We start from the raw sequence: 20,046 nt of genomic DNA, 5'->3' as shown, positions 1-20,046 counted from the left end.
GAACAGATGTTTCGCGGCTACGGAACAGGTGTGGTTGGCCAGCGGACCGCGGTCCGCTGGCCAACCACACCTGTTAAGTTCCCGACCCCCCGACGTACTTCCAATGACAGTCGTCTCGCGCCACGAGCGCAGGTGGTCGGCGTGAGCGTCGGCCACCGCGTCTCGACCGACCACCAGCTCGCCCGCTTGCTCCAGATCGGGATCGTCCTGGAGGAGGTCGTGGAGGTCCGGGCGGCCCGCCACTACGACACGCTGTCGCCCGACGAGCGCGACGCCGAGATCGAGGCGCTGCTCGAAGAGGCCCGCGAGGAGTCGGCCGACCATCGCGAGCGCCTCGAATCGCTCATCGAGGAGCTCGACGCCGAGGCGGTCCCCCTCGACGAGATCGAGGCGCTGGTCGAGTCCACCTACGCCCAGACCGGGCCGGAGAGCTTCGACGGCGTGCTGTACGACCAGCTCCACGGCGAGGAGACCGCTTACAAGTTCTACGACGACCTGATCGAGGCCGTCGAGGCCAGCGACGCCGCGTTCGCGCTCGACCGCGAGCGCTTGCTGACGACGTTGACGGAGATCCGCGACGAGGAGGCCGAGGGCGTGGAGGAAGTGACCGCGATCATGGAGGCCCGAGAATGAACACGGCAGACCAGTACCTGAAGGCGATCTACCTCGTGCAGAAGATGGAGAACGGCCCAGCTTCGACAGGCGCGCTGGCCGAGCGACTCGACGTGAGCCCCGCCAGCGTCAACGAGATGATCGGCAAGCTTCAGGACCGCGGGCTGGCCGACCACGAGAAGTACAAGGGAGTCAGCCTCACCGACGAGGGCATCGAGCAGGCCCGCGAGGCGCTCCAGACGTACTGCATCATCGAGCGCTTCCTCCACAACGTCCTGGAGGTCGAGGAGTTCCCGAGCGAAGCGAAAGCCTTGGAGAGCGTCATCGACGAGACGGTCGCGGAGCGACTGGACACCATCATCGAGCGCGAACCGCAGTGCCCGGACTGCTTCGACGCCGAGGCGGACATGTGCGCCGAGCTAGTCTCCGAGGGCGAGGCGGACTGAGATAGGCTGACTTCCGATATTCGTCTGAATCCCCGTCGCTGTCCCGATAGCACCATCGTTGAGTGCCAGAATTTAAACTGATATAGTCACAATAACCTCCATGGACTGCCCGACGTGCGGAGAGTCGTTCGACTCCGAACAGGGGATGCGGATCCACCACAGTCATAAACACAGCGAGAGGCTACCGAATCGGACCTGCAAGGGATGCGAAGCGGAGTTCTACGATCCGAAGTCGAGACTGGAGTTCTGCGACGAGTGTGACCCGAATTCGGGAGAGAACAACGGGAATTGGAAAGGAGCAAAGGAGAAGTCGGAGTGTAAACTCTGCGAGTCAGAGTTCTCCTACTATCCCTCGGACAAAGACGGCATCTACTGTCCGGAGTGTGTCGACTCGGCCTCTGGCTTACTACCGGAGAATCCAGCTATTCGTGAACGGATTGTAACAGACTGTTTGCATTGTGGTTCCGAGATAGAAGCGTGTCCATCGCGGACGAAGGATCGAAAACGTGGCGTTTTCTGCGATCTGGAGTGCTACGGCGCATGGCTCTCGGAGAACGTCGTCGGCGAAACCCATCACCAGTGGGAAGGCGGTACGCTGGACTACGGGCGGAAGTGGTGGCAAGTTCGGCGGGAAGCCCTCGAGCGCGATAACTACGCCTGTCAGAACTGCGGTAAAACTGCGGATGAAATCGGGCGTAATCCCGACGTTCACCACCTCGAGCGCGTTCGAGACTTCGACCGTCCGCAGGAGGCACATGCACTGAAAAACGTGATTGCGCTCTGTCGGAGCTGTCATCGGAACGCGGAAGCAGGGAACATCGAAGTCGCTGTCCCATCGGCCGAAAAGTAACACTATTGTACGAGGAACGGCTATGCCCTGATGCGTTCCATCACAGTCCCGTGGTGTAGTGGCCAATCATATGGGCCTTTGGACGTGACGGGTTACGAGCCGTTACGAAAGAGAGCCTATGACGGCGGTTCGAATCCGCCCGGGACTACTAATTATATTGTTATTTTCTCGGGGTGGACTACCCTTCGTTAACAGCAATACCGGGGTTCACCATCTCCAGACCCACCCGACTCTCAAGCGTCGTTTCGTTCCCCTCCTCGGACTCCTGAATCACGTACCGCTGGCCGAGCATGGGTTCTAGCAGCGCGTCCACGGGAGCGTCGTCGTCCCGGAGCACCGGAACGCCGCGCGTATTCTCGTCGCGCCGATAGGACTCGATCTCCTCGGACAGGTCGATACCGACGTCGCGCGCCTCGTTCCGGCGCTGGAGTTTGGCCTGCGAAATCGGCTCCGAGTTCTTGGTCGCCACGACCTCGATGTTCTGGACCACGCCGCCGCCCGCGGTCGGGAACGCGTACACCTGCGGGAACACCTGCTGCATGGTCTTGTACTCGGCGCGGTAGAACTTCGAAGCCGGACCCTGCGGCGCGGAGATGAGGTTCGAGACGACCACGCCGTCCGCCGAGAGCCGATTGCTGGCGAGTTGCATGAACTCCACGGTGGTCAACTGGAACGGCACCTTGTCGCGCTTGTAGGCGTCGAGTACGATGAGGTCGTACTCGTGGTCGGTCTCGCGGAGGAATCGTCGGCCGTCCTCGTTGTGGACGTTCAACCGGGGCGACTCCTCGACGCCGAAGTAGCGCTTCGCGGCGTCGATGACCTCCGGGTCGATCTCGGCCACGTCGACGGTCACGTTCTCGTACTCCGAGACGAACTGCTTCGGGCCGGTGAACCCGCCGCCGCCGACGAACAGCACGCGGTCGATCTCGTCGGAATCGCCGGCGAACAGGTACGGCAGGTGGAAGTAACGCGTGTAGTCGAACACGTGGCGGTCGGGGTCGGACGTGTCCATCGCGCTGTGGCGCTGGCCGTCGAGGTACAGCGTCCGGGTGTCCCCGAGATCCGCGACCTCCAGCTCTTGGTACGGCGTCTGGGTGTGGTAGACGACCTCCCCGCCGGTCGAGACGCCGAGCGAACTACTGGAGACCGCCGCCGTCAGCAGCAGCGCGACCACGACCGAGGCGACCACCTGTCGTCGACGGAACGTGGGCGCGGACAGCGCGAGTGCGGTCGCGACCAGCAGCAGGCCGAAGGCGAGTTCGATCTGCTGGATGCCCAGTTCGGGCACGAGGAAGAACGTCGTCCCGAACGCGCCGACGATGCTGCCGACGGTCCCCACGGCGTACACCCGCCCGGACGCCTCGCCGACGCCCTCCGTGCCCGAGAGTTCCGCGGCGTACGGGCTGATGAATCCGAGCAGATACGTCGGCGGCCCGAACAGCAGTATCACCGCCGGCAGCGAGGCGAACCGTGGCGGGAGCGGGAACGCGGCCGCCGCGGTCAGCAGCAGGTCGCCCGCGAAGATGAGCACCGCGACGTACGCCGCAGTGGCGAGCAGCAGCTTGATCACGAGGTGGTTGGTCGCCCGCGCGGACGCCCGCTTGCCGCCGAGGTAGTAGCCGAGGCTGAGCGCCGCGAGGAAGACGGCGATGATGCTGCCCCACGTGTAGATGCTGCTGCCGTACTGCGGCGCGACGATGCGCCCGGCGAGTATCTCGAGTCCCATGCTCGCCACGCCCGAGACGAACACCGCCAACTCGGGCTTGGTCACGCGGGACAGCGTGCCCTCTCGCGGAGTCTCCATTCGGGAACGGGTAGGGCCAGCCGCGTATTAATCGTTGGCACGGAAGGCGACGCCGACACGGACGGCGAATCGGCGTTCGGACTGGAGTTCCTCCCGGCTCGCTTCCCGAGTCAGCGACCGGTAGAAATGCGGTCGGATATATAAGTATGCCATCGAGGGACACGGAGATTCCGAAAACCGCACGCGGGCAGTACGATGGCTCGCAGTCGGTGTACGCCGAGACTAGCAAGGCTTAAAAGTCAGAACGCGCAAATAACGACCAAGATGGCGAGCAACAAGATTCTGGGCATCGACCTCGGTACCACGAACAGCGCGTTCGCGGTGATGGAGGGTGGCGACCCGGAGATCATCGTCAACGGCGAGGGCGACCGCACGACGCCCTCGGTCGTCGCGTTCGACGACGGGGAGCGCCTCGTCGGCAAACCGGCGAAGAATCAGGCGGTCCAGAACCCAGAGCGCACGATCCAATCGATCAAGCGCCACATGGGCGAAGACGACTACACCGTCGAGATCGACGGCGAGGAGTACACCCCCGAGCAGATCTCGGCGATGATCCTCCAGAAGATCAAGCGCGACGCCGAGGAGTACCTCGGCGACGACGTGGAGAAGGCGGTCATCACCGTCCCCGCGTACTTCAACGACAAGCAGCGCCAGGCCACGAAGGACGCCGGCGAGATCGCCGGCTTCGAGGTCGAGCGCATCGTCAACGAGCCGACCGCGGCGTCGATGGCGTACGGCCTCGACGACGAATCGGACCAGACCGTCCTCGTCTACGACCTCGGCGGAGGCACCTTCGACGTCTCCATCCTCGATCTGGGCGGCGGCGTCTACGAGGTCGTCGCGACGAACGGCGACAACGACCTCGGCGGCGACGACTGGGACGAGGCCATCATCGACTACCTCGCCGACGAGTTCGAGAACGACCACAACATCGACCTCCGCGAGGACCGCCAGGCCCTCCAGCGCCTGAAGGACGCGGCCGAGGAGGCCAAGATCGAACTCTCCTCGCGCAAGGAGGCCGACGTCAACCTCCCGTTCATCACGGCGACCGACGAGGGGCCGGTCCACCTCGAGGACAGCATCACTCGCGCGAAGTTCGAGAGTCTGACCAGCGACCTCATCGAGCGGACGGTCGGCCCGACCGAGCAGGCCCTCCAGGACGCCGACAAGAAGAAGAGCGACATCGACGAGGTCATCCTCGTGGGCGGTTCGACCCGGATGCCGCAGGTCCAGGAGAAGGTCGAAGAGATGACCGGTCAGGAGCCCCAAAAGAACGTCAACCCCGACGAGGCGGTCGGGCTGGGTGCAGCCATCCAGGGGGGCGTCCTCTCGGGCGACGTGGACGACATCGTGCTGCTCGACGTGACGCCGCTCTCGCTCGGCATCGAGGTCAAGGGCGGCCTGTTCGAGCGACTCATCGACAAGAACACCACGATTCCGACCGAGGAGAGTAAAGTGTTCACCACCGCGGCGGACAACCAGACGTCGGTGCAGGTCCGCGTGTTCCAAGGTGAGCGCGAGATCGCCGAGGAGAACGAACTGCTTGGCGAGTTCCAGCTGACGGGCATCCCGCCCGCGCCCGCCGGAACGCCCCAGATCGAGGTGGCGTTCAACATCGACGAGAACGGCATCGTCAACGTCTCGGCGGAGGATCAGGGCTCGGGCAACTCCGAGGAGATCACCATCGAGGGCGGTGCCGGCCTCTCGGACGAGGAGATCGAGCAGATGCAGGACGAAGCCGAGGAGCACGCCGAGGAGGACGAGAAGCGCCGCGAGCGCATCGAGGCCCGCAACGCGGCCGAGAGTGCGGTCCAGCGCGCCCACACCCTGCTCGACGAGAACGAGGAGAACGTCGACGACGACCTCCGTGAGGAGATCGAGTCGGAGATCGAGTCGGTCGAGGAGGTCCTCGAAGACGAGGACGCCTCCAAGGAGGAGATCGAGGAGGCAACCGAGAGCCTGAGCGAGGAACTCCAGGAGATCGGCAAGCAGATGTACCAGCAGCAGGCCCAGGCCGGTGCCGGCGGCGCTGGCGCGGGGCCGGGCGGCGCAGCAGGCGGTCCCGGCGGCGCGGCTGGCGGCCCCGGCGGGATGGGCGGACAGGCCGGTCCCGGCGGTGCGGGCGGCGCGGAGCCCGGCGACGACGAGTACGTCGACGCCGACTTCGAGGACGTCGACGACGAGGAAGACAGCGAATCGTAAGCGCCCGACCGTCGCCGCAACGGACCCTTGAAGTAACTCCGTCATTTATCGACTGACAACGAATGAGCGAGGACTTCTACGACGTACTCGGCGTGAGCAGGGACGCCGACGAGGACGAGATCAAATCGGCCTATCGCGACAAGGCGACCGAGTACCACCCCGACGTGAGCGACGACCCCGACGCCGAGGAGAAGTTCAAGAAGCTCCAGAAGGCCAAGGAGGTGCTGACCGACGAGGAGAAGCGCCAAGCGTACGACCAGTTGGGCCACGACCGGTTCGAGCAGGCCGAGAAGCGCGGCGGCTTCGACGGCGGCGCTGGCGGAGCCGGCGGCATGGGCGGCGGTCCGTTCGGCGGCGGCGGTGGTGGCCCCTTCGGCGGCGGCGGTGGCGGCGGCATGGGCGACATTTTCGAGCAGTTCTTCGGCGGCGGCGGCCGCCAGTCGTCTCGTCCGCAGAAGGGCCAGGACCTCCGCACTCGGCTGACCATCGACCTCGAAGACGCCTACGAGGGCGTCCAGAAGCAGGTCAGCGTCCGCCGGCCCGAGCGCTGTGACACCTGCGACGGCGAGGGCCACCCGCCGGGCACCGATTCGCGGACCTGTCGGGAGTGCGACGGTCGCGGGCAGGTCACGCAGGTCCAGCAGACACCGCTGGGCCGGGTCCAGCAGACCCAGACCTGCCGTCGCTGCGGCGGCGAGGGCGAGATCTACGACGAGACCTGCTCGGACTGCGGCGGCGACGGAACGGTCCGGCGCGAGGCCACCCTCTCGGTCGAAGTGCCGGCCGGCATCCAGTCGGGCCAGACCCTCCAGATGGAACGCGAGGGCGCGCCCGGCCCCAACGGCGGGCCAAAGGGCGACCTGCTCATCGAGGTCGAGGTCGAGGACCACCCGGACTTCGAGCGCGACGGCGACGACCTCCGACACCAGCACGCCATCTCGGTCCCGCAGGCCACCTTCGGCGACACGGTCGAGATTCCCACCCTCGACGGGACGGTCGAGATGGACGTGCCGGCCGGCACCCAGAGCGGCGAGACGTTCCGCCTGCAGGGCAAGGGGATGCCCCGCCTGCGGCGACGCGGACAGGGCGACCTCTACGTGCAGGTGCAGGTCGTCACGCCCAGCGACCTCAACGAAGAACAGCAGGAAGCCCTCGAACGGTTCGCCGAGGCCGGCGGCGAGGAGGTCGAGGTCGAGAAAGGGTTCTTCGAGAAGATCAAGAACTCATTCTGAAACGACCTTTTGCTGCGGTCGCGGGGCGCGCGACGAGACGCGCGCCCGGCTCCCTGGCAAAAGCTCGACCAAAACCACGGCGTCACCCCCTAGGCTCGCGCCTGGGCGCGAGCCTTCGAGGGTTCCTTGGGCCGCTCGCTCGTCGCTTGCGCTCCTCGCTCGCGGTACAGTTGCTGGTGCGCTCGCTCACTCGCTTCGCGCGTTCGCTCGCTGTGAATTGTAGGTCGAGTAGTCGTTTGCAGGGTCATCGGGTCACGGCTCGCGGAACCACCGATTTTTGTCCCCGGACTCCCTACTCGTGACCGATGTCGCCCGCGCCGATGTACCCGTCGTTCGCCGGAGTGACCCTGCTCGTCCTCGGACTTCTCATCCTCCTCGCGCGGGCCTCGCAGGCCATGTTCGACGACCGCGGGGACGACGACGAGCGTGCGGGAGATGGAGACGCGGGCGAGAGCGCCGACGCCGGTATTCCCGCGACCGGTGCAGCCCGCATCGAGCGCCACGCCGACACCGGACTGACCCGGGCCGAACGAATCGAGCGCGAGGTTCTGGAGGAAGGGGAAGCTGACGACGATAACTCGACCCCCTGGCAACGCGACTCTGGCGGGGAGACACCCGACGAGAACGCCGAGAGCCCGTGGGGCGAGAATCCGGCCGAGGACCGCGCCCCCAAATCGGAAGAGCGCGTCCGGAGGCCCGACCAGATCGAGTTCACGACAGGCGCGCTGCTGGTGAACGTGGCATTCAGTCAGGGCGTGTTCGGCGCGGCGCTGGTCGGCGCGGCGTGGCTCGCTGACCTCCCACCCGATGCGCTCGGAATCGTCCCGGCCGACCCGTGGAACCTCGGCGTGCCGGCGGTCGCGCTCGGCGTGGCTGTCGGCGTCGCGCTGTACGTCGCCAACGAACTCGCCGCGGCAGTCGCCGACGCCGCGGGCGTCGAGTACACCGAGGGCGTGCGCGAGTCGCTCGCGCCAGACTCGCCCACCGGCTGGGCAGTCCTGCTCGGGGTCGTACTCCCGGTCATCGCGGGCTTCGAGGAACTGCTCTTTCGCGCGGCGCTGATCGGCGCGTTCTCGGCCGGCTTCGGCCTCTCGCCGTGGCTGCTCGCCGTGCTCTCGACGCTGGCGTTCGCGGCGGGCCACGGCGCGCAGGGACCGGGCGGCGTCGCCGTGACCGGGGTACTGGGGTTCGCGCTGGCCGCGGCGTTCGTCGTCTCCGGGAGCCTGCTGGTCGTGGTCGTCGCCCACTACGTTGTCAACGCGCTGGAGTTCGTGATCCACGAGGAGTTCGGTATCGAGTGGGTGTGAGATGAAACAGGTTGCGCAAAAAATGGAAACGGGACCTCGAAAGCCCTCGGCGCGCTCGCGGTCGTTCAGCGACATATCCTCGCTCGCTTCGCTCGCTCGGATAGTGGTCGCTGAGACGACCACGGGCCTCCGGCCCGCGAGCCCGCCTCGCACTTTCAGTCCACCAGGACCGGAGGTTGACTCACTAACCCCAATCCGTGGTTGGTCACGCCAGTCGGAACACCGCGGGATATTAGGCGAACGTTTTTGCGCCGTCGCGGTCGAACAGTACGTAGGATGTCACTCGAAACCGACCGCGAGCGAGTCGCCGACGCCGCCTCGCTCGACGGCACCGACGGCTTCTTCGGGTTCCTCGCGGGGCTGTACGCCGCGGTGCTGGTCGCGCCCGCGGTCGTCACCGCGCTCGCGCTCCGAGTGACGACCGACGGGGGAACGCTGTACGTCAGCCTGCTCGCGACCGTCGTCGCGGTCGTGGCGGCCGTGGGCTACCTCGCGCGCTCCGAGCGCCTCGCGGTTCGCCTCGGCGGAACCCGGTGGGTCTGGCTCGCCCCGGTCGTCCCCTTCGGCTACGCCGGGGGATTCGTCCTCGGCGCGGCGAGCGACAGCGTCTCCGGCGCGGTCGTGGGCGTCTCGATGCTGGGGATGCTCGCGGGCGCGTTCGCGGGTCTGGGGCTGGCGGTCGCCGCCCGCAATCGCCACGCGAAGGCGGTGCTGGCGACCGCCGAGGAGTACGCCCGGTTCACGGCGCGCGGGCCGGAGCGCGACCGCCGGCTGGTGACGTGGAGCGTCGCGCTCTTGATGGGCGCGGGCGCGGTCGGCTTCCTCGCGACGCTGGTCGTCGGCCGGCTCGAATCGTCCCAGTGGCTGTTCAACCTCGCCATCGCGGCCGGGGCCGGGCTGATGGGCGCGACCGCCGAGCGCACCGTCGCGGTGACTGACGCCGGACTGCTGGTCGGCAATCCGGTCTCGAAGCGCGTCCGGCCGTGGTCGGCGTTCGAGAGCTACGCGATGACCGACGACGCGGTGGTCGTCCGTCGGGCGGGCTGGTCGCCGTGGGGGCTTCGGGACGTGCGCCGCGACCCCGAGGAGGTCGAGGACCCCGACGCGGTTGCGGCTGCGCTCGGACGAGTCCTGCCGCGGAGATAGGACGGCGAATCCGAGGGACGTTCGGTAAATTACTTTGTACTGGTGGACAATTCTTGCCGCAAGGAGGAGTTCAGCAGATGGATACACTACAGGACGTCGACGAGATCGTCCACGAGCCGAGCGAGGAGTTCGTGGAGTCGACGAACGTCTACCAGTTCATGCAGGAGTACGGCATCGACGACTACGAGGAGCTCGTCGAGCGCACCACCTCGGCGGTGCCGAGCGAGGAGGCGTCGGGCGTCGAGTGGTTCTGGGACGAACTCGTCGACTACCTCGACATCGACTTCTACGAGGCGTACGACGCGGTCCGAGACGACAGCGAGGGGCCGCAGTTTTCCGAGTGGTACCCCGGCGGGAAGTTGAACGTCGCGCACAACGTGGTCGACCGCCACGCGCGGCCCGACAGCGAGACGCGCAACAAGGTCGCCACCATCTGGGAGGGCGAGGACGGCGAGGTCCGGGAGATCACCTACCACGAACTCGCTCGCCAGTCGAACAAGGTCGCGAACGCGCTCGAAGAGCGCGGAATCGGAAAAGGCGACGCTGTCGGGCTGTACATGCCGATGGTCCCCGAAGTCGTCTCCATCCTCTACGGCGCGTTCAAGGTCGGGGCCATCGCGGTACCCATCTTCTCGGGCTTCGGCGTCGACGCCACCGCGACCCGCATCGAGGACCCGGAGTGTTCGGTGCTGTTCACCGGCGACGGCTTCTACCGGCGGGGCGACGAGGTGTTCCTCAAAGGGACCGCCGACGAGGCCATCGAGCAGGCGGGTCACGTCGAGCACACCATCGTCTACGACAGATTAGGATCCAGCGACAGTGAGAACAACGCCGAGATCCCGTGGAACGACGACCGCGACGAGTGGTGGGCCGACGCGGTCGAGACCCAGTCCGACGAGTACGACACCGCATCGCTCGACTCGTCGGACGAGTCGATGCTGCTGTACTCCTCGGGCACCACGGGCAAGCCGAAGGGCATCGTCCACACCCACGCCGGGGCCCTGATGCAGGCCGCCAAGGAGATCTACTTCGGGTTCGACCACGAGCCCAGCGACCGGTTCTTCTGGGTGAGCGACATCGGCTGGATGATGGGGCCGTGGACGCTCATCGGCAACCACGCGTTCGGCGGCACGGTGTTCATGTACGAGGGCGCGCCCGACCACCCCGACCCCGACCGCTTCTGGGAGATGATCGACCGTCACAAGCTGTCGGTGTTCGGCATCTCGCCGACCGCGATTCGGGCGCTCCGGAAGTACGGCGACGAGTGGCTGGAGGGCCACGACCTCTCGACGCTCCGCCTGCTGGGTTCGACCGGCGAGCCGTGGGACCCCGAGAGCTGGCGGTGGTTCCACGAGAAGGTCGGCGGGGGCGACGCGCCCATCATCAACATCTCGGGCGGCACGGAGATCATGGGCTGTTTCCTGATGCCGATGCCCATCCAGTCGCTCAAGCCCTGCACGCTCGGCGGGCCGGGGCTCGGAATGGACATCGACATCGTGGACTCGCAGGGCGAGTCCATCGCCGACACCCACGAGCGGGGCTTCCTCGTGGCGCGCGACTCCTGTCCGTCGATGACCAAGAGCCTCTGGTCGGGCGACGAGCGCTACCTCGACGAGTACTGGTCGACGTTCCGCGACCCGCCGATGTGGGACCACGGCGACTGGGCCCAGAAGGACGAGGACGGCTTCTGGTTCCTTCACGGCCGCGCCGACGACGCCATCAACGTGGCCGGCCGGAAGGTCGGCCCCGCCGAGGTCGAGGGCGCGCTCATCGACCACGACGCGGCGAATCAGGCCGCAGCTGTCGGGGTTCCGGACGACACCACCGGACAGGCCGTGGTCGCGTACGTCATCCTCGAAGACGGCTACGACGCGAGCGACGACCTGCGCGAGGAACTCCGCGGACAGGTCGGCGAGGAGCTCGGCAAGCCGTTCCGGCCCCGCGAGGTGCTGTTCGTCGACGAGTTCCCCAAGACCCAGAGCGGGAAGATCATCCGGCGGGCCATCGAGGCGACCTACACCGGCGAGGATCTGGGCGACATGAGCAGCATCGAGAATCCCGAGGCGCTGGACGAACTGGAAGACGCGAAGTAACGGAGTGATTCGGACCAGAACCCATCGATTCAGGCACAACTGGTTCCCGTCTCGACGGTCGCGTTCGCGTCGATTCGGACTTCTATGGTACACAGGTCGTCGGGACCCTCCACGTCGAACGACCGCCGGTCGCTGTCGTCGACTGTCACGACGAGACGGTACGCCCGACCGCGCTCGGTCGCCGCGTCGAACGACCGGCGTTCGTCCGGGCCGAGGTCGAGACGCGCCGAGAGGGCGGCCGTCGACTCGTTCGCCGCGACGAGTTCGAGTCGGACGGAGTGGTTCGCGCCGTCCGCGTTGTGGAGGTGGAGGCTGTCCATCGACGGCGGAGACTGTCCGACGCCGAGGAAGCCGAACGCGACCACGCCGCCGACGAGAGCCGCGAGGACCGCGAATCCGCCGAACCACAGCAAGAGTCCGCGGAGGAACGCCGAGTCAGTCATCAGTTCTCACCGGATATCTCACCCGACCCACTCCTCGCGGAGCAGGCCGTACACGTACTCGTCGCGGTACGCGCCCTCCACGAAGTTGGCCTCGCGGAGTTTACCCTCGCGCTCGAATCCGAGCCGGTCGAACAGGGCCTGCGAGGCGTCGTTGTGCGAGAACACCCGCGCCTCCACGCCGCGGGTCTCGCGGGCGTCGAACAGGTGGTCGAGAAACAGCCCCATCGCCTCGGTGGCGTACCCCTCGCCGTGGTACTCCTGGAGCAGCCAGTAGGAGACCTGACCGCGCGGCCGGCCGAGGTCCCACGCGTTCACGGCACCGATGGGAGTCGGGGCGGCGTCATCGCTCTCCGGACCCGCGTCCCTGCTCTCGTCCGAGGCGTCCGGGGGAAGGCAGACGAGCAGATTCGCGGTGTCGTCGCGCTCGACCCCGTCCTCGATGGACTCCTCGACCTGTGCGACGTTCGTCGGGTCGGCCAGTCCCATCGGATCACGGAGTTCGGGGTGGTTGCGGCCGCGCTGGTAGAACGCCGCGTCGTCGCGTTCGGCCGTGTGGAGGGTGACGCGCTCGCCGCGCGCGAAAGTGACGCCGGGCATGCCTCCGGGAACGGCCGACCGGCCTAAACCAGTTTCCATCCAGTTCGTTCGGTTACAGTTCCACCCGGTCGGCCAGTTACAGGACGCTCGACGCCGCCAGACTCCGGGACTCGGGGGCGGAGTCCCCATCGTGCCCCGCTACGACAGCGAAATCGCCGGTCGCGTCCCCATCCGGGAACAGGATCGCCGCGCCCGCGAGCAGGGGTGCGAGCACGCCCGCGACGACCGCACCCGGGCGCGCGAGCGAGGCGTGGACCGCCACCTCGTCGCCCGGGCCGAGGTCCCAGTCGTCGGCGAGCCTGCGGGCGGCCGTCAGGAGGTCGGCGTGCGAGAACTGGCGTGGGGAATTGCCAGTCCCGCTGTCGGCGCGGTCGCGCTCGTCGCACGCGCGTGCGACGAGCGCGACTGCGCCGGGATCGACCGGGGTGTCGGGAAACGCCGGGTTCTCGCTCCACACGTCGCGCTCGAAGTGGGCGACGCTCGGGTCGCCGGGCGGCCCGCCGTAGGCGACCCGCTTGCTCCCGGGCGCGACCTCGTACTGGTCGATCTCGTCGCAGTGCGCGACCACGACGCGGGCGTCGGGGCCGGGGTCGGAATCGGAGTCGGAGTCACGGCCGGGCGCTCGCGCCGCGGCGCGAGCGCCCGGGGGTTCGAACCGGGTCCGCGCGCCGAGGAGGGCCGCCCCGAGAAAGGAGAAGACGGCCTCCGGCTGTCGGTCGGCGGCGACCGCCACGGTGGCGTCGGCGTGGACACCGATGCGCCGCCAGAAGTTGCCCGTCTTCCACGCGGTGGTGCAGAACCGCCGGTAGTCGTAGCGCCGGCCCGCGCCGGAGGCGACCAGCGTGGGGTGGTCCGAGCGCCGTTCGCGGGTGACGAGGTCGCCGAGCGCGTCCATGTCCGGCGGTTGGACCGGCGCTGGAAAAGAGCCGTCGGTTCGGGAGAGCGGTCCGAAGTCGAACGGCGAGTATTTATCTGATCTTTTTCTCAAACTTTTATACTTGTTGGATAGATTTTTCCAAGAAATGAAGGTTTCGAGGACAGTTGCGAGACTCGCACGCCAGTCATTCGACCGGTCGGTCGCCTACGCCCGGGAGTTGGTCCTCGTCGCCATCTACGCCGCCATCTGCGTAGTCGTCACGGTTCCGGTGCTGGTCGCGACCGGAGCGTCCATCTTCTGGCTCCTCGCCACGCTCGGCCTCGAAGGCCACATCAGGACCGTCTATCTACTCGGCGGCGTGGTCGTCGTCATGTTCGAGTTCGCATGCTCTACCGGTTCGCGATGGGGCTCGGCTACGCGATGCTCGGAGCGACGCGGTCGCGGAGGGTCTGAGAAGGGGAGAGCGGTCGGTTCGCTACTCGGCGACGCTGGCTTCGTCCTCGAACTCGATGTCCGCTTCGACGTCGTCGCCGGACAGCCACGTGCTCACGGCGACGGAACCGCCGGTCAGCAGGCCGATGCGGGTGGCGAGGCGGTCCCCGCTCAGTTTGCGCGCGACCAGCGTTGCGACGGCGAACGCGAGCAGTCCCTTCAGGAGTGACTTTTTGAGTGCCATAACGTTCGAAGGACAGGTCGCGGAGAAGATATGTCTATCGCTTCGGGCAGCGAATTGGGATCGGAAAGTGCGGAAAACGAGACTCGAAAATTCGGAGAACGGGACCGCGCGATTGCGCTACTGCGGGCTCGGACTACCGGTGCCCGAGTGGCCGACCTGCCGGTCAAGCGCCGACCCGGTGATGTTCTTCAGCCGGTCGACGAGGCTGTCCTTCTCGGCCTCGCCCGTCAGCGCGACCTCCAGCACTTCGCTGATGTGGCTGACTGGGATGATCTCGATCTGGTCCTTGTACTCCTCCTCGATCATCACGTCGTCCTCGTTGGCGGCCGGGATGATGACCCGGCCCACTCCCGCCTTCGCGGCGGCCTCGATCTTGTGCGTGACGCCGCCGACCGGGAGCACGTCGCCCCGGACCGACAGCGAGCCGGTCATCGCCAGGTCCTGTCCGACCGGCATGTCCTCCAGCGCGCTTATCACGGCGGTCGCGACCGTGATGGAGGCCGAGTCGCCGTCGACGCCCTGCTGGCCCGCCTGCACGAACTGAATGTGAACGTCCTTCTGGGAGATGTCCTCGTCGGAGAACTTCTTGATGATGGCAGAGACGTTCTGGACGGACTCCTCGGCCATCTCCTTGAGCTGTCCCGTGGCGATGACGTTGCCGGGCCCCTGCGACGGCGTGACCTCGGCCATCACCGGGAGGACGATGCCGCTGTCCTCGCCCATCACGGCGAGACCGTTGACCCGGCCGACCACGTCGCCCTGGTTGACGGTGAGCTCGTAGTCCTTCCGGCGCTCGATGTAGTCGTCGGCGACCTGCTGCTCGATGGACCGCGAGCGGCGCTTGGCCTGCAGCACGTCCTCGCGCTCGGTCTGGTCCTTGTTCGCGGCGCGAGCGATGTCGCCCGCGACACGGACGAGCCCGCCGAGGTCACGCAGCTTGAGCGTGAGGTGGTCCTTCCGGCCGGAGCGACGCTGGGCTTCGAGGATGATCTCCTCGACAGCCTCCTCGTTGAAGTGGGGCAGCCGGCCGTCCTTCTCGACCTCCTGAGCGATGAACCGGGTGTACTTCCGGCGCATCTCCGGGGTGTCGTCGATGGTGTCGTCCATGTACACCTCGTAACCGTACCCCTTGATGCGCGAGCGCAGGGCGGGGTGCATGTTCTCCATCGCGTCCATGTTCCCCGCTGCGATCATGATGAAGTCACAGGGGACGGGTTCGGTCTGGACCATCGCACCGGACGAGCGTTCGCTCTGGCCGGTGATGGAGAACTCGCCCTCCTGGATCGCGGTCATCAGCTTCTGCTGGGACCGGATGTCGAGCGTGTTGATCTCGTCGACGAACAGCACGCCCTTGTTCGCCTTGTGGATGGCCCCGGGTTCGACGCGGTCGTGGCTCGGGGTCTCCATCCCGCCGGACTGGAACGGGTCGTGGCGCACGTCGCCCAGCAGCGCGCCGGCGTGGGCGCCCGTGGCGTCCTCGAACGGCGCGGTGGTCTGGTCGGCGTGGTTGACCAGCAGGTTCGGGATCACCGCGTCGCTGCCCCGCGAGCCGTAGCGGAACGCGAGGTAGATGACGCCGGCCGCGAGGATGCCCAACAGCGGGCGACCCGCGATGAGGAGCGCGTAGCCCGCCACGATGGCGATGATGACCCACATCAGGAACGACCGCATCTGGTTGCGCTTGCGGGCTTCCTCCTTGTGGGCGTCGATGATCTGCTCGCCCTTCCCCGCGGGGACGGTCCGAACCTTGGGTTCGTTGCCGTCATCGGGGTTGTGGTAGACCAGCACGTCCTGGAGGTCCTCCTTCGGGAGGAGTTCGCTCATCGCCTTCGCCAGCATCGACTTCCCGGTACCGGGCGTGCCGATCATCATCACGTGGCGGCGCTGCTTGGCCGCCTTCTGGACCACGTCCCGCGCGTGGTCCTGCCCGATGACCTGATCGACCAGCCGGTCGGGGATCTCGATGTCGTCGGTCGTCTCTATGTCCAACCCGCCGAGCAGGTCGGCCGCGAGCGCCTCCTCGTCCTCGAGGTCGGGCTCGACGTCGCTCCCGAGATCCTCGAACGGCGACCCGTCTTCCCCGGCCGCTTCGCCGGTCTCACGGGCCTGCTCGCTGGGCTCGTTCGCGCGCTCACGGACGTCGTCCGCTCGCTCGCGAGTCTGCTTTGACGGTGGAGCCTCGTTGTCGGTGTCCTTACTCATAGAACTGTCCTTTACGTGTACGAATGGAGGGCTGGAGAACTGATATACTTTCTCCCTCGAATCGCCAGCGGTCGTCGCGGCCAACCCCCGCAGAGAGGGCTTGAAATGGGCGTTTCGGCCGGAAGGGGCGACTCGCCACCCTTATAAAACCTCACGGCGGAACGATAGGTATGACCCGCGGGTTCTACATCGGTCGCTTCCAGCCGTACCACAACGGCCACCACAACGTGGTCCAGAGCATCGCCGAGGAAGTCGACGAACTCGTCCTCGGCATCGGGAGCGCAGGGGATTCGCACTCCCAGCACGACCCCTTCACGGCGGGCGAGCGCATCATGATGATCACCAAGTCGCTGGTCGACCTCGATCTGGTGACCTACGCGGTGCCTATCGAGGACCTCGACCGGAACTCGGTGTGGGTCAGCCACGTACAGAGCATGAGCCCGGACTTCGAGGTGGCGTACTCGAACAACCCGCTCGTGATACAACTCTTCACGGAGGCGGGCGTCGATGTGCGCCAGTCGCCGATGTACAACCGCGAGGTGCTGGAGGGGACCGAGGTCCGCGAGCGCATGATCGAGGGCGAGAACTGGGAGAAGCTGGTTCCGGACGCAGTGGCCGAAGTGCTCGACGAGATCGACGGCATCGAGCGCATCCAGCGGGTCAGCGACTCGGACTCGAACGGCGTGTAGAACGGGTTTTGGTCTATTTTCCACTCAGGCGCGCGAGGTCTGTGAAACCATGCATCGCCGGGTGGATGGGGTAATCGAGCGCAATCTGAGGCCCCGGAAATCGAACGTTTTCCCCGACCTCAACACTTTACACGAACCGAGCACCACGGTTTGCCCATGATAACCCTCAGCTCGGACTTCGGCACGCCCTACCCAGCCGCGATGAAGGGCGTCATGCTCCAGCGCACCGACGCGCGACTGGTCGACGTGGCCCACGACTTCCCGCGCCAGGACGTGCGGACCGCCGCGTTCTGGCTCCGCGAGGTCCTGCCGTACGTCCCGCCCGCGGTCCACCTCGTGGTGGTCGATCCCGGCGTCGGCACCGAGCGCGCGGCGCTGGCCGTCCGCGCGGGCGACCACGCGCTCGTCGGGCCAGACAACGGCGTCCTGCTCCCCGCGGCGCGCGAGCTGGCGGAGCGAGACGACGCCACGGAGATCGAGGTCTTCGAGGTCGAGTACGCCGACCCCGAAAGCTCGACCTTCCACGGCCGGGACGTGTTCGCGCCCGCCGCCGCGGAGATCCACGAGGAGGGGGTCGAGAACTTTCACGAGCGCGACGACGTGGTGGCGACCGACGAGTACGAGGACCTCCACTTCCCGGAGCCGGAACTCCGAGAAAACACCGCCGTCGGCGAAATCCTCGTGGTCGACGACTTCGGCAACGCAGTAACGAATCTGCCCGGCAACCTGCTCGACGGCCGCGAGTCGGTGCAGGTGAACGACGCGCAGGCACCCGTCGCGCGAGCCTACGCCGAAGTCGCGCCGGGCGAGCGCCTCGTCACGGTCGGGAGCCACGGTAACGTCGAACTCGCGGTGAATCGCGGCCGCGGCGACGAGGCGTTCGGCCTCGCGGTCGGCGACGAGGTCCGGGTGGCGTAGCGTGGCGCTCGACGCTTTCGGCGTGATGAACGTCGTCGGCCTGCTGGCGTTCGCGGTCGTCGGTTCGCTCCGCGGGGTCGACGCCGACCTCGACCTGCTCGGCGTGAGCGTCCTCGGCGTGATGACCGCGCTCGGTGGCGGCGTCACCCGCGACCTGCTGGTCAACAGCGTGCCGGTCGCGCTCCGGACGACGACCGACGTGAGCGTCGCGCTGCTGGGCGTCGTCGTGGGACTCGCAATCGGACGCGTCCTCGGCGACGTGACCGACCACTCGTTCGTGCAAGTCTCGGACGCGGTCGGACTGTCGGCGTTCGCCACCACCGGCGCGCTCGTCGCCGTCGACGCCGGACTCTCGGCGTTCGGCGTCGTGGTACTCGCCACCGTCACCGGCGTCGGCGGCGGGCTCATCAGCGACGTACTCCTGCGGAAGGTCCCGTTCGTTCTCGTCGAGGACTTCTACGCCACGTGTGCGGTGGTCGGGGGCGTCGTCTTCTGGCTGGCGACGACTGCCGGCCTCGACGCCGGGGTGAGCGCGTCGGTGTGCGCGGCCGCGGTGTTCGGCCTCCGATTGGCCGCCATCCGGTACGACTGGGAACTCCCGACGGTCTGACTTACACCCGCTTCCCGACCGTCCGGATGCCCTCCTCGACGGTCTCGCGCTCGAAGTACAGCAGTTCGACAGCCAGCACTGCGACGGCGACCGTCAGCACCGAGTAGAGCACGCCGCGCTCGGCGGTGTAGAGGTGCCACAGCATCAGTGGCAGGAACAGGGCGGTCCCGACGAAGCCGACCGCCGGAACGGCCGGATGGACCGCCTCGTGATCGCGCTGCCGGAACGCCAGATAGCTCATCCCGCCGAACACGAGGATGAACGAGAGCGACGCGAACGAGGTGATACCCTGGAGGCTACCGTACGCCGTGAACGCGGCGGTCAGTCCGCCGAGGACGAACACGATTCTCGTCGGGGTCTCACCGTCGCCGGTCTCGAACCGGTCGGGCAGGAGTCCGTCTGAGATCATCCCCTCGGAGAACTGGGCGGTGCTGAACAGCGTGGCGTTGATCGCGCTCGCGGTCGAGAACAGCGCCGACAGCGAGACGACGAGATAGCCGAGGTGGCCACCGAACCGCCGCGCGGCGACCGCGAGCGCGGTCTCGGGGTGCGCCGAGACGAACCCGACGTTCACCAGGCTCGTCGTAACGACCGCCACGCCGACGTAGATCGCGACTGCGGTCGGTATCGCGACGTAGATCGACCGTCGGATGGTTGCGGCGGAGTTCCGGATGGTGGCCTGATCGTACATCAGCAACTGCCAGCCCTGGAAGGCGACGAACGACACGGCCGCCGCCATGACCGGGCCGACGCCCAACCCGGAGACGCCGGTCCGGAGCTGCCCCCGGCGAAACCCTGCGTAGAGGCCGAGGACGACGAACCCCGCCAGGATGGCGACCTTGGCGACGACGAGCACGACCTCGACGGTGCCGGTCTCCTCGACGCCGACCGCGTTGAGACCGACGAACCCCGCGATGGCGAACACGGAGACCACCGGTCGGAGGGGGAGCCCGCCGACCTGCGAGACCCCGGCGATGTCGGTGAAGTAACTCCCAAACGCGAACGCGTACATCGCCATCGAGCCGACGTAGCCGAACAACAGCGTCCAGCCGGCCATCCCTGCGAGCGTCGAACTGTCCGCGAACGTCTCGATGTACGTCGGCGACCCGCCGTCGTCGTCGCTGAGTTCGTTGAGCTTCACGTACGAGTAGCCCGCGCACGCCGCAACCACGCCGGCGAGCGCGAAGGCGAGCCACGCCAGCGCGCCGCTCACCTGTACGACGACCCCCAGAACGGCGTAGATGCCGCCGCCGATCATCCCGCCGAGCGCTATCGAGATCGATTCCCTGAGTCCGAGTTGCTCGGGCACGTTCTCACCGTCGGTTCTGACACGCTTGAAGCT

At 67.0% G+C, this 20,046-nt stretch carries 19 protein-coding genes and 1 tRNA gene; 12 read left to right on the top strand and 8 right to left on the bottom strand.

The annotated features are described in order from the left end of the window. Positions 1–141 precede the first annotated feature (141 nt). The 4 genes from DPQ64_RS02585 to DPQ64_RS02570 all read left to right on the top strand — a co-directional run bounded on the left by DPQ64_RS02585 (position 142) and on the right by DPQ64_RS02570 (position 2,056). Complete coding sequence (locus DPQ64_RS02585; protein WP_115862859.1) at positions 142–633, top strand: ferritin-like domain-containing protein; 492 nt, start codon at positions 142–144, stop codon at positions 631–633. After that, on the top strand, positions 630–1,058 hold the full coding sequence (locus DPQ64_RS02580) for a metal-dependent transcriptional regulator (protein WP_115862794.1): 429 nt from the start codon (positions 630–632) through the stop codon (positions 1,056–1,058). Before DPQ64_RS02585 ends, DPQ64_RS02580 begins: the two co-directional genes overlap by 4 nt. Before the next feature lie 100 nt (positions 1,059–1,158). Continuing rightward, the gene (locus DPQ64_RS02575; protein ID WP_115862793.1) at positions 1,159–1,908 is read left to right on the top strand and encodes an HNH endonuclease; all 750 of its coding nucleotides are present in this window, start codon (positions 1,159–1,161) and stop codon (positions 1,906–1,908) included. A gap of 44 nt (positions 1,909–1,952) precedes the next feature. Further along, positions 1,953–2,056: transfer RNA gene (locus tag DPQ64_RS02570), tRNA-Gln, on the top strand. 30 nt (positions 2,057–2,086) lie between these two features. Here the strand turns inward: DPQ64_RS02570 and DPQ64_RS02565 are convergent. After that, the gene (locus DPQ64_RS02565) at positions 2,087–3,712 is read right to left on the bottom strand and encodes a spermidine synthase (protein ID WP_115862792.1); all 1,626 of its coding nucleotides are present in this window, start codon (positions 3,710–3,712) and stop codon (positions 2,087–2,089) included. 264 nt (positions 3,713–3,976) lie between these two features. On the opposite strand from DPQ64_RS02565, the gene dnaK reads away from it, so the two are divergent. From dnaK to DPQ64_RS02540, 5 genes are all read left to right on the top strand, one after another. After that, positions 3,977–5,914, top strand: a complete 1,938-nt coding sequence (gene dnaK / locus DPQ64_RS02560; RefSeq protein ID WP_115862791.1) for a molecular chaperone DnaK — start codon at positions 3,977–3,979, stop codon at positions 5,912–5,914. A gap of 62 nt (positions 5,915–5,976) precedes the next feature. After that, a complete protein-coding gene (gene dnaJ / locus DPQ64_RS02555; protein ID WP_115862790.1) occupies positions 5,977–7,146 on the top strand; it encodes a molecular chaperone DnaJ in 1,170 nt (389 codons plus the stop codon). 305 nt (positions 7,147–7,451) lie between these two features. Then, on the top strand, positions 7,452–8,453 hold the full coding sequence (locus DPQ64_RS02550) for a CPBP family intramembrane glutamic endopeptidase (protein ID WP_232820462.1): 1,002 nt from the start codon (positions 7,452–7,454) through the stop codon (positions 8,451–8,453). A 276-nt stretch (positions 8,454–8,729) separates the two neighbouring features. After that, positions 8,730–9,599 carry a hypothetical protein gene (locus DPQ64_RS02545; RefSeq protein WP_115862789.1) on the top strand — a complete coding sequence of 290 codons (870 nt, stop codon included), beginning with the start codon at positions 8,730–8,732 and terminating at the stop codon, positions 9,597–9,599. Between the two features lie 77 nt (positions 9,600–9,676). Further along, positions 9,677–11,692: an AMP-binding protein gene (locus DPQ64_RS02540; RefSeq protein ID WP_115862788.1), complete on the top strand. Its 2,016-nt coding sequence runs from the start codon at positions 9,677–9,679 to the stop codon at positions 11,690–11,692. Between the two features lie 29 nt (positions 11,693–11,721). On the opposite strand, the gene DPQ64_RS02535 is transcribed toward DPQ64_RS02540, so the two are convergent. From DPQ64_RS02535 to lonB, 6 genes are all read right to left on the bottom strand, one after another. Next, positions 11,722–12,135 carry a hypothetical protein gene (locus tag DPQ64_RS02535; RefSeq protein ID WP_115862787.1) on the bottom strand — a complete coding sequence of 138 codons (414 nt, stop codon included), beginning with the start codon at positions 12,133–12,135 and terminating at the stop codon, positions 11,722–11,724. Between the two features lie 18 nt (positions 12,136–12,153). Continuing rightward, the gene (locus DPQ64_RS02530) at positions 12,154–12,732 is read right to left on the bottom strand and encodes a GNAT family N-acetyltransferase (protein ID WP_115862786.1); all 579 of its coding nucleotides are present in this window, start codon (positions 12,730–12,732) and stop codon (positions 12,154–12,156) included. 76 nt (positions 12,733–12,808) lie between these two features. Beyond that, positions 12,809–13,627: an acyl-CoA synthetase family protein gene (locus DPQ64_RS02525; RefSeq protein WP_198661982.1), complete on the bottom strand. Its 819-nt coding sequence runs from the start codon at positions 13,625–13,627 to the stop codon at positions 12,809–12,811. A gap of 166 nt (positions 13,628–13,793) precedes the next feature. After that, on the bottom strand, positions 13,794–13,940 hold the full coding sequence (locus DPQ64_RS19465) for a hypothetical protein (protein WP_232820461.1): 147 nt from the start codon (positions 13,938–13,940) through the stop codon (positions 13,794–13,796). Positions 13,941–14,084: 144 nt separating this feature from the next. Beyond that, positions 14,085–14,285 carry a hypothetical protein gene (locus tag DPQ64_RS02520; protein ID WP_115862785.1) on the bottom strand — a complete coding sequence of 67 codons (201 nt, stop codon included), beginning with the start codon at positions 14,283–14,285 and terminating at the stop codon, positions 14,085–14,087. A gap of 117 nt (positions 14,286–14,402) precedes the next feature. Next, complete coding sequence (gene lonB, locus DPQ64_RS02515; RefSeq protein ID WP_115862784.1) at positions 14,403–16,487, bottom strand: ATP-dependent protease LonB; 2,085 nt, start codon at positions 16,485–16,487, stop codon at positions 14,403–14,405. Positions 16,488–16,657: 170 nt separating this feature from the next. Here lonB and DPQ64_RS02510 point away from each other — a divergent pair, with 170 nt between their 5' ends. From DPQ64_RS02510 to DPQ64_RS02500, 3 genes are all read left to right on the top strand, one after another. Further along, positions 16,658–17,176 (top strand): nicotinamide-nucleotide adenylyltransferase, encoded by a 519-nt coding sequence (locus DPQ64_RS02510; RefSeq protein ID WP_115862783.1) that lies wholly within the window; start codon positions 16,658–16,660, stop codon positions 17,174–17,176. A gap of 156 nt (positions 17,177–17,332) precedes the next feature. Then, positions 17,333–18,094: an SAM hydrolase/SAM-dependent halogenase family protein gene (locus DPQ64_RS02505; protein WP_115862782.1), complete on the top strand. Its 762-nt coding sequence runs from the start codon at positions 17,333–17,335 to the stop codon at positions 18,092–18,094. A gap of 25 nt (positions 18,095–18,119) precedes the next feature. After that, entirely contained in the window at positions 18,120–18,704 is a 585-nt protein-coding gene (locus tag DPQ64_RS02500; RefSeq protein WP_115862857.1) for a trimeric intracellular cation channel family protein, read from the top strand. A 1-nt stretch (position 18,705) separates the two neighbouring features. On the opposite strand, the gene DPQ64_RS02495 is transcribed toward DPQ64_RS02500, so the two are convergent. Next, complete coding sequence (locus tag DPQ64_RS02495) at positions 18,706–20,013, bottom strand: APC family permease (protein ID WP_115862781.1); 1,308 nt, start codon at positions 20,011–20,013, stop codon at positions 18,706–18,708. Positions 20,014–20,046: the final 33 nt, after the last annotated feature.

This window comes from Halorussus litoreus (assembly GCF_003382685.1).
Lineage (GTDB): Archaea > Halobacteriota > Halobacteria > Halobacteriales > Haladaptataceae > Halorussus > Halorussus litoreus.
Note: the sequence above shows the minus strand (reverse complement) of the source record. Positions and strands in the feature narration are given on the sequence as shown.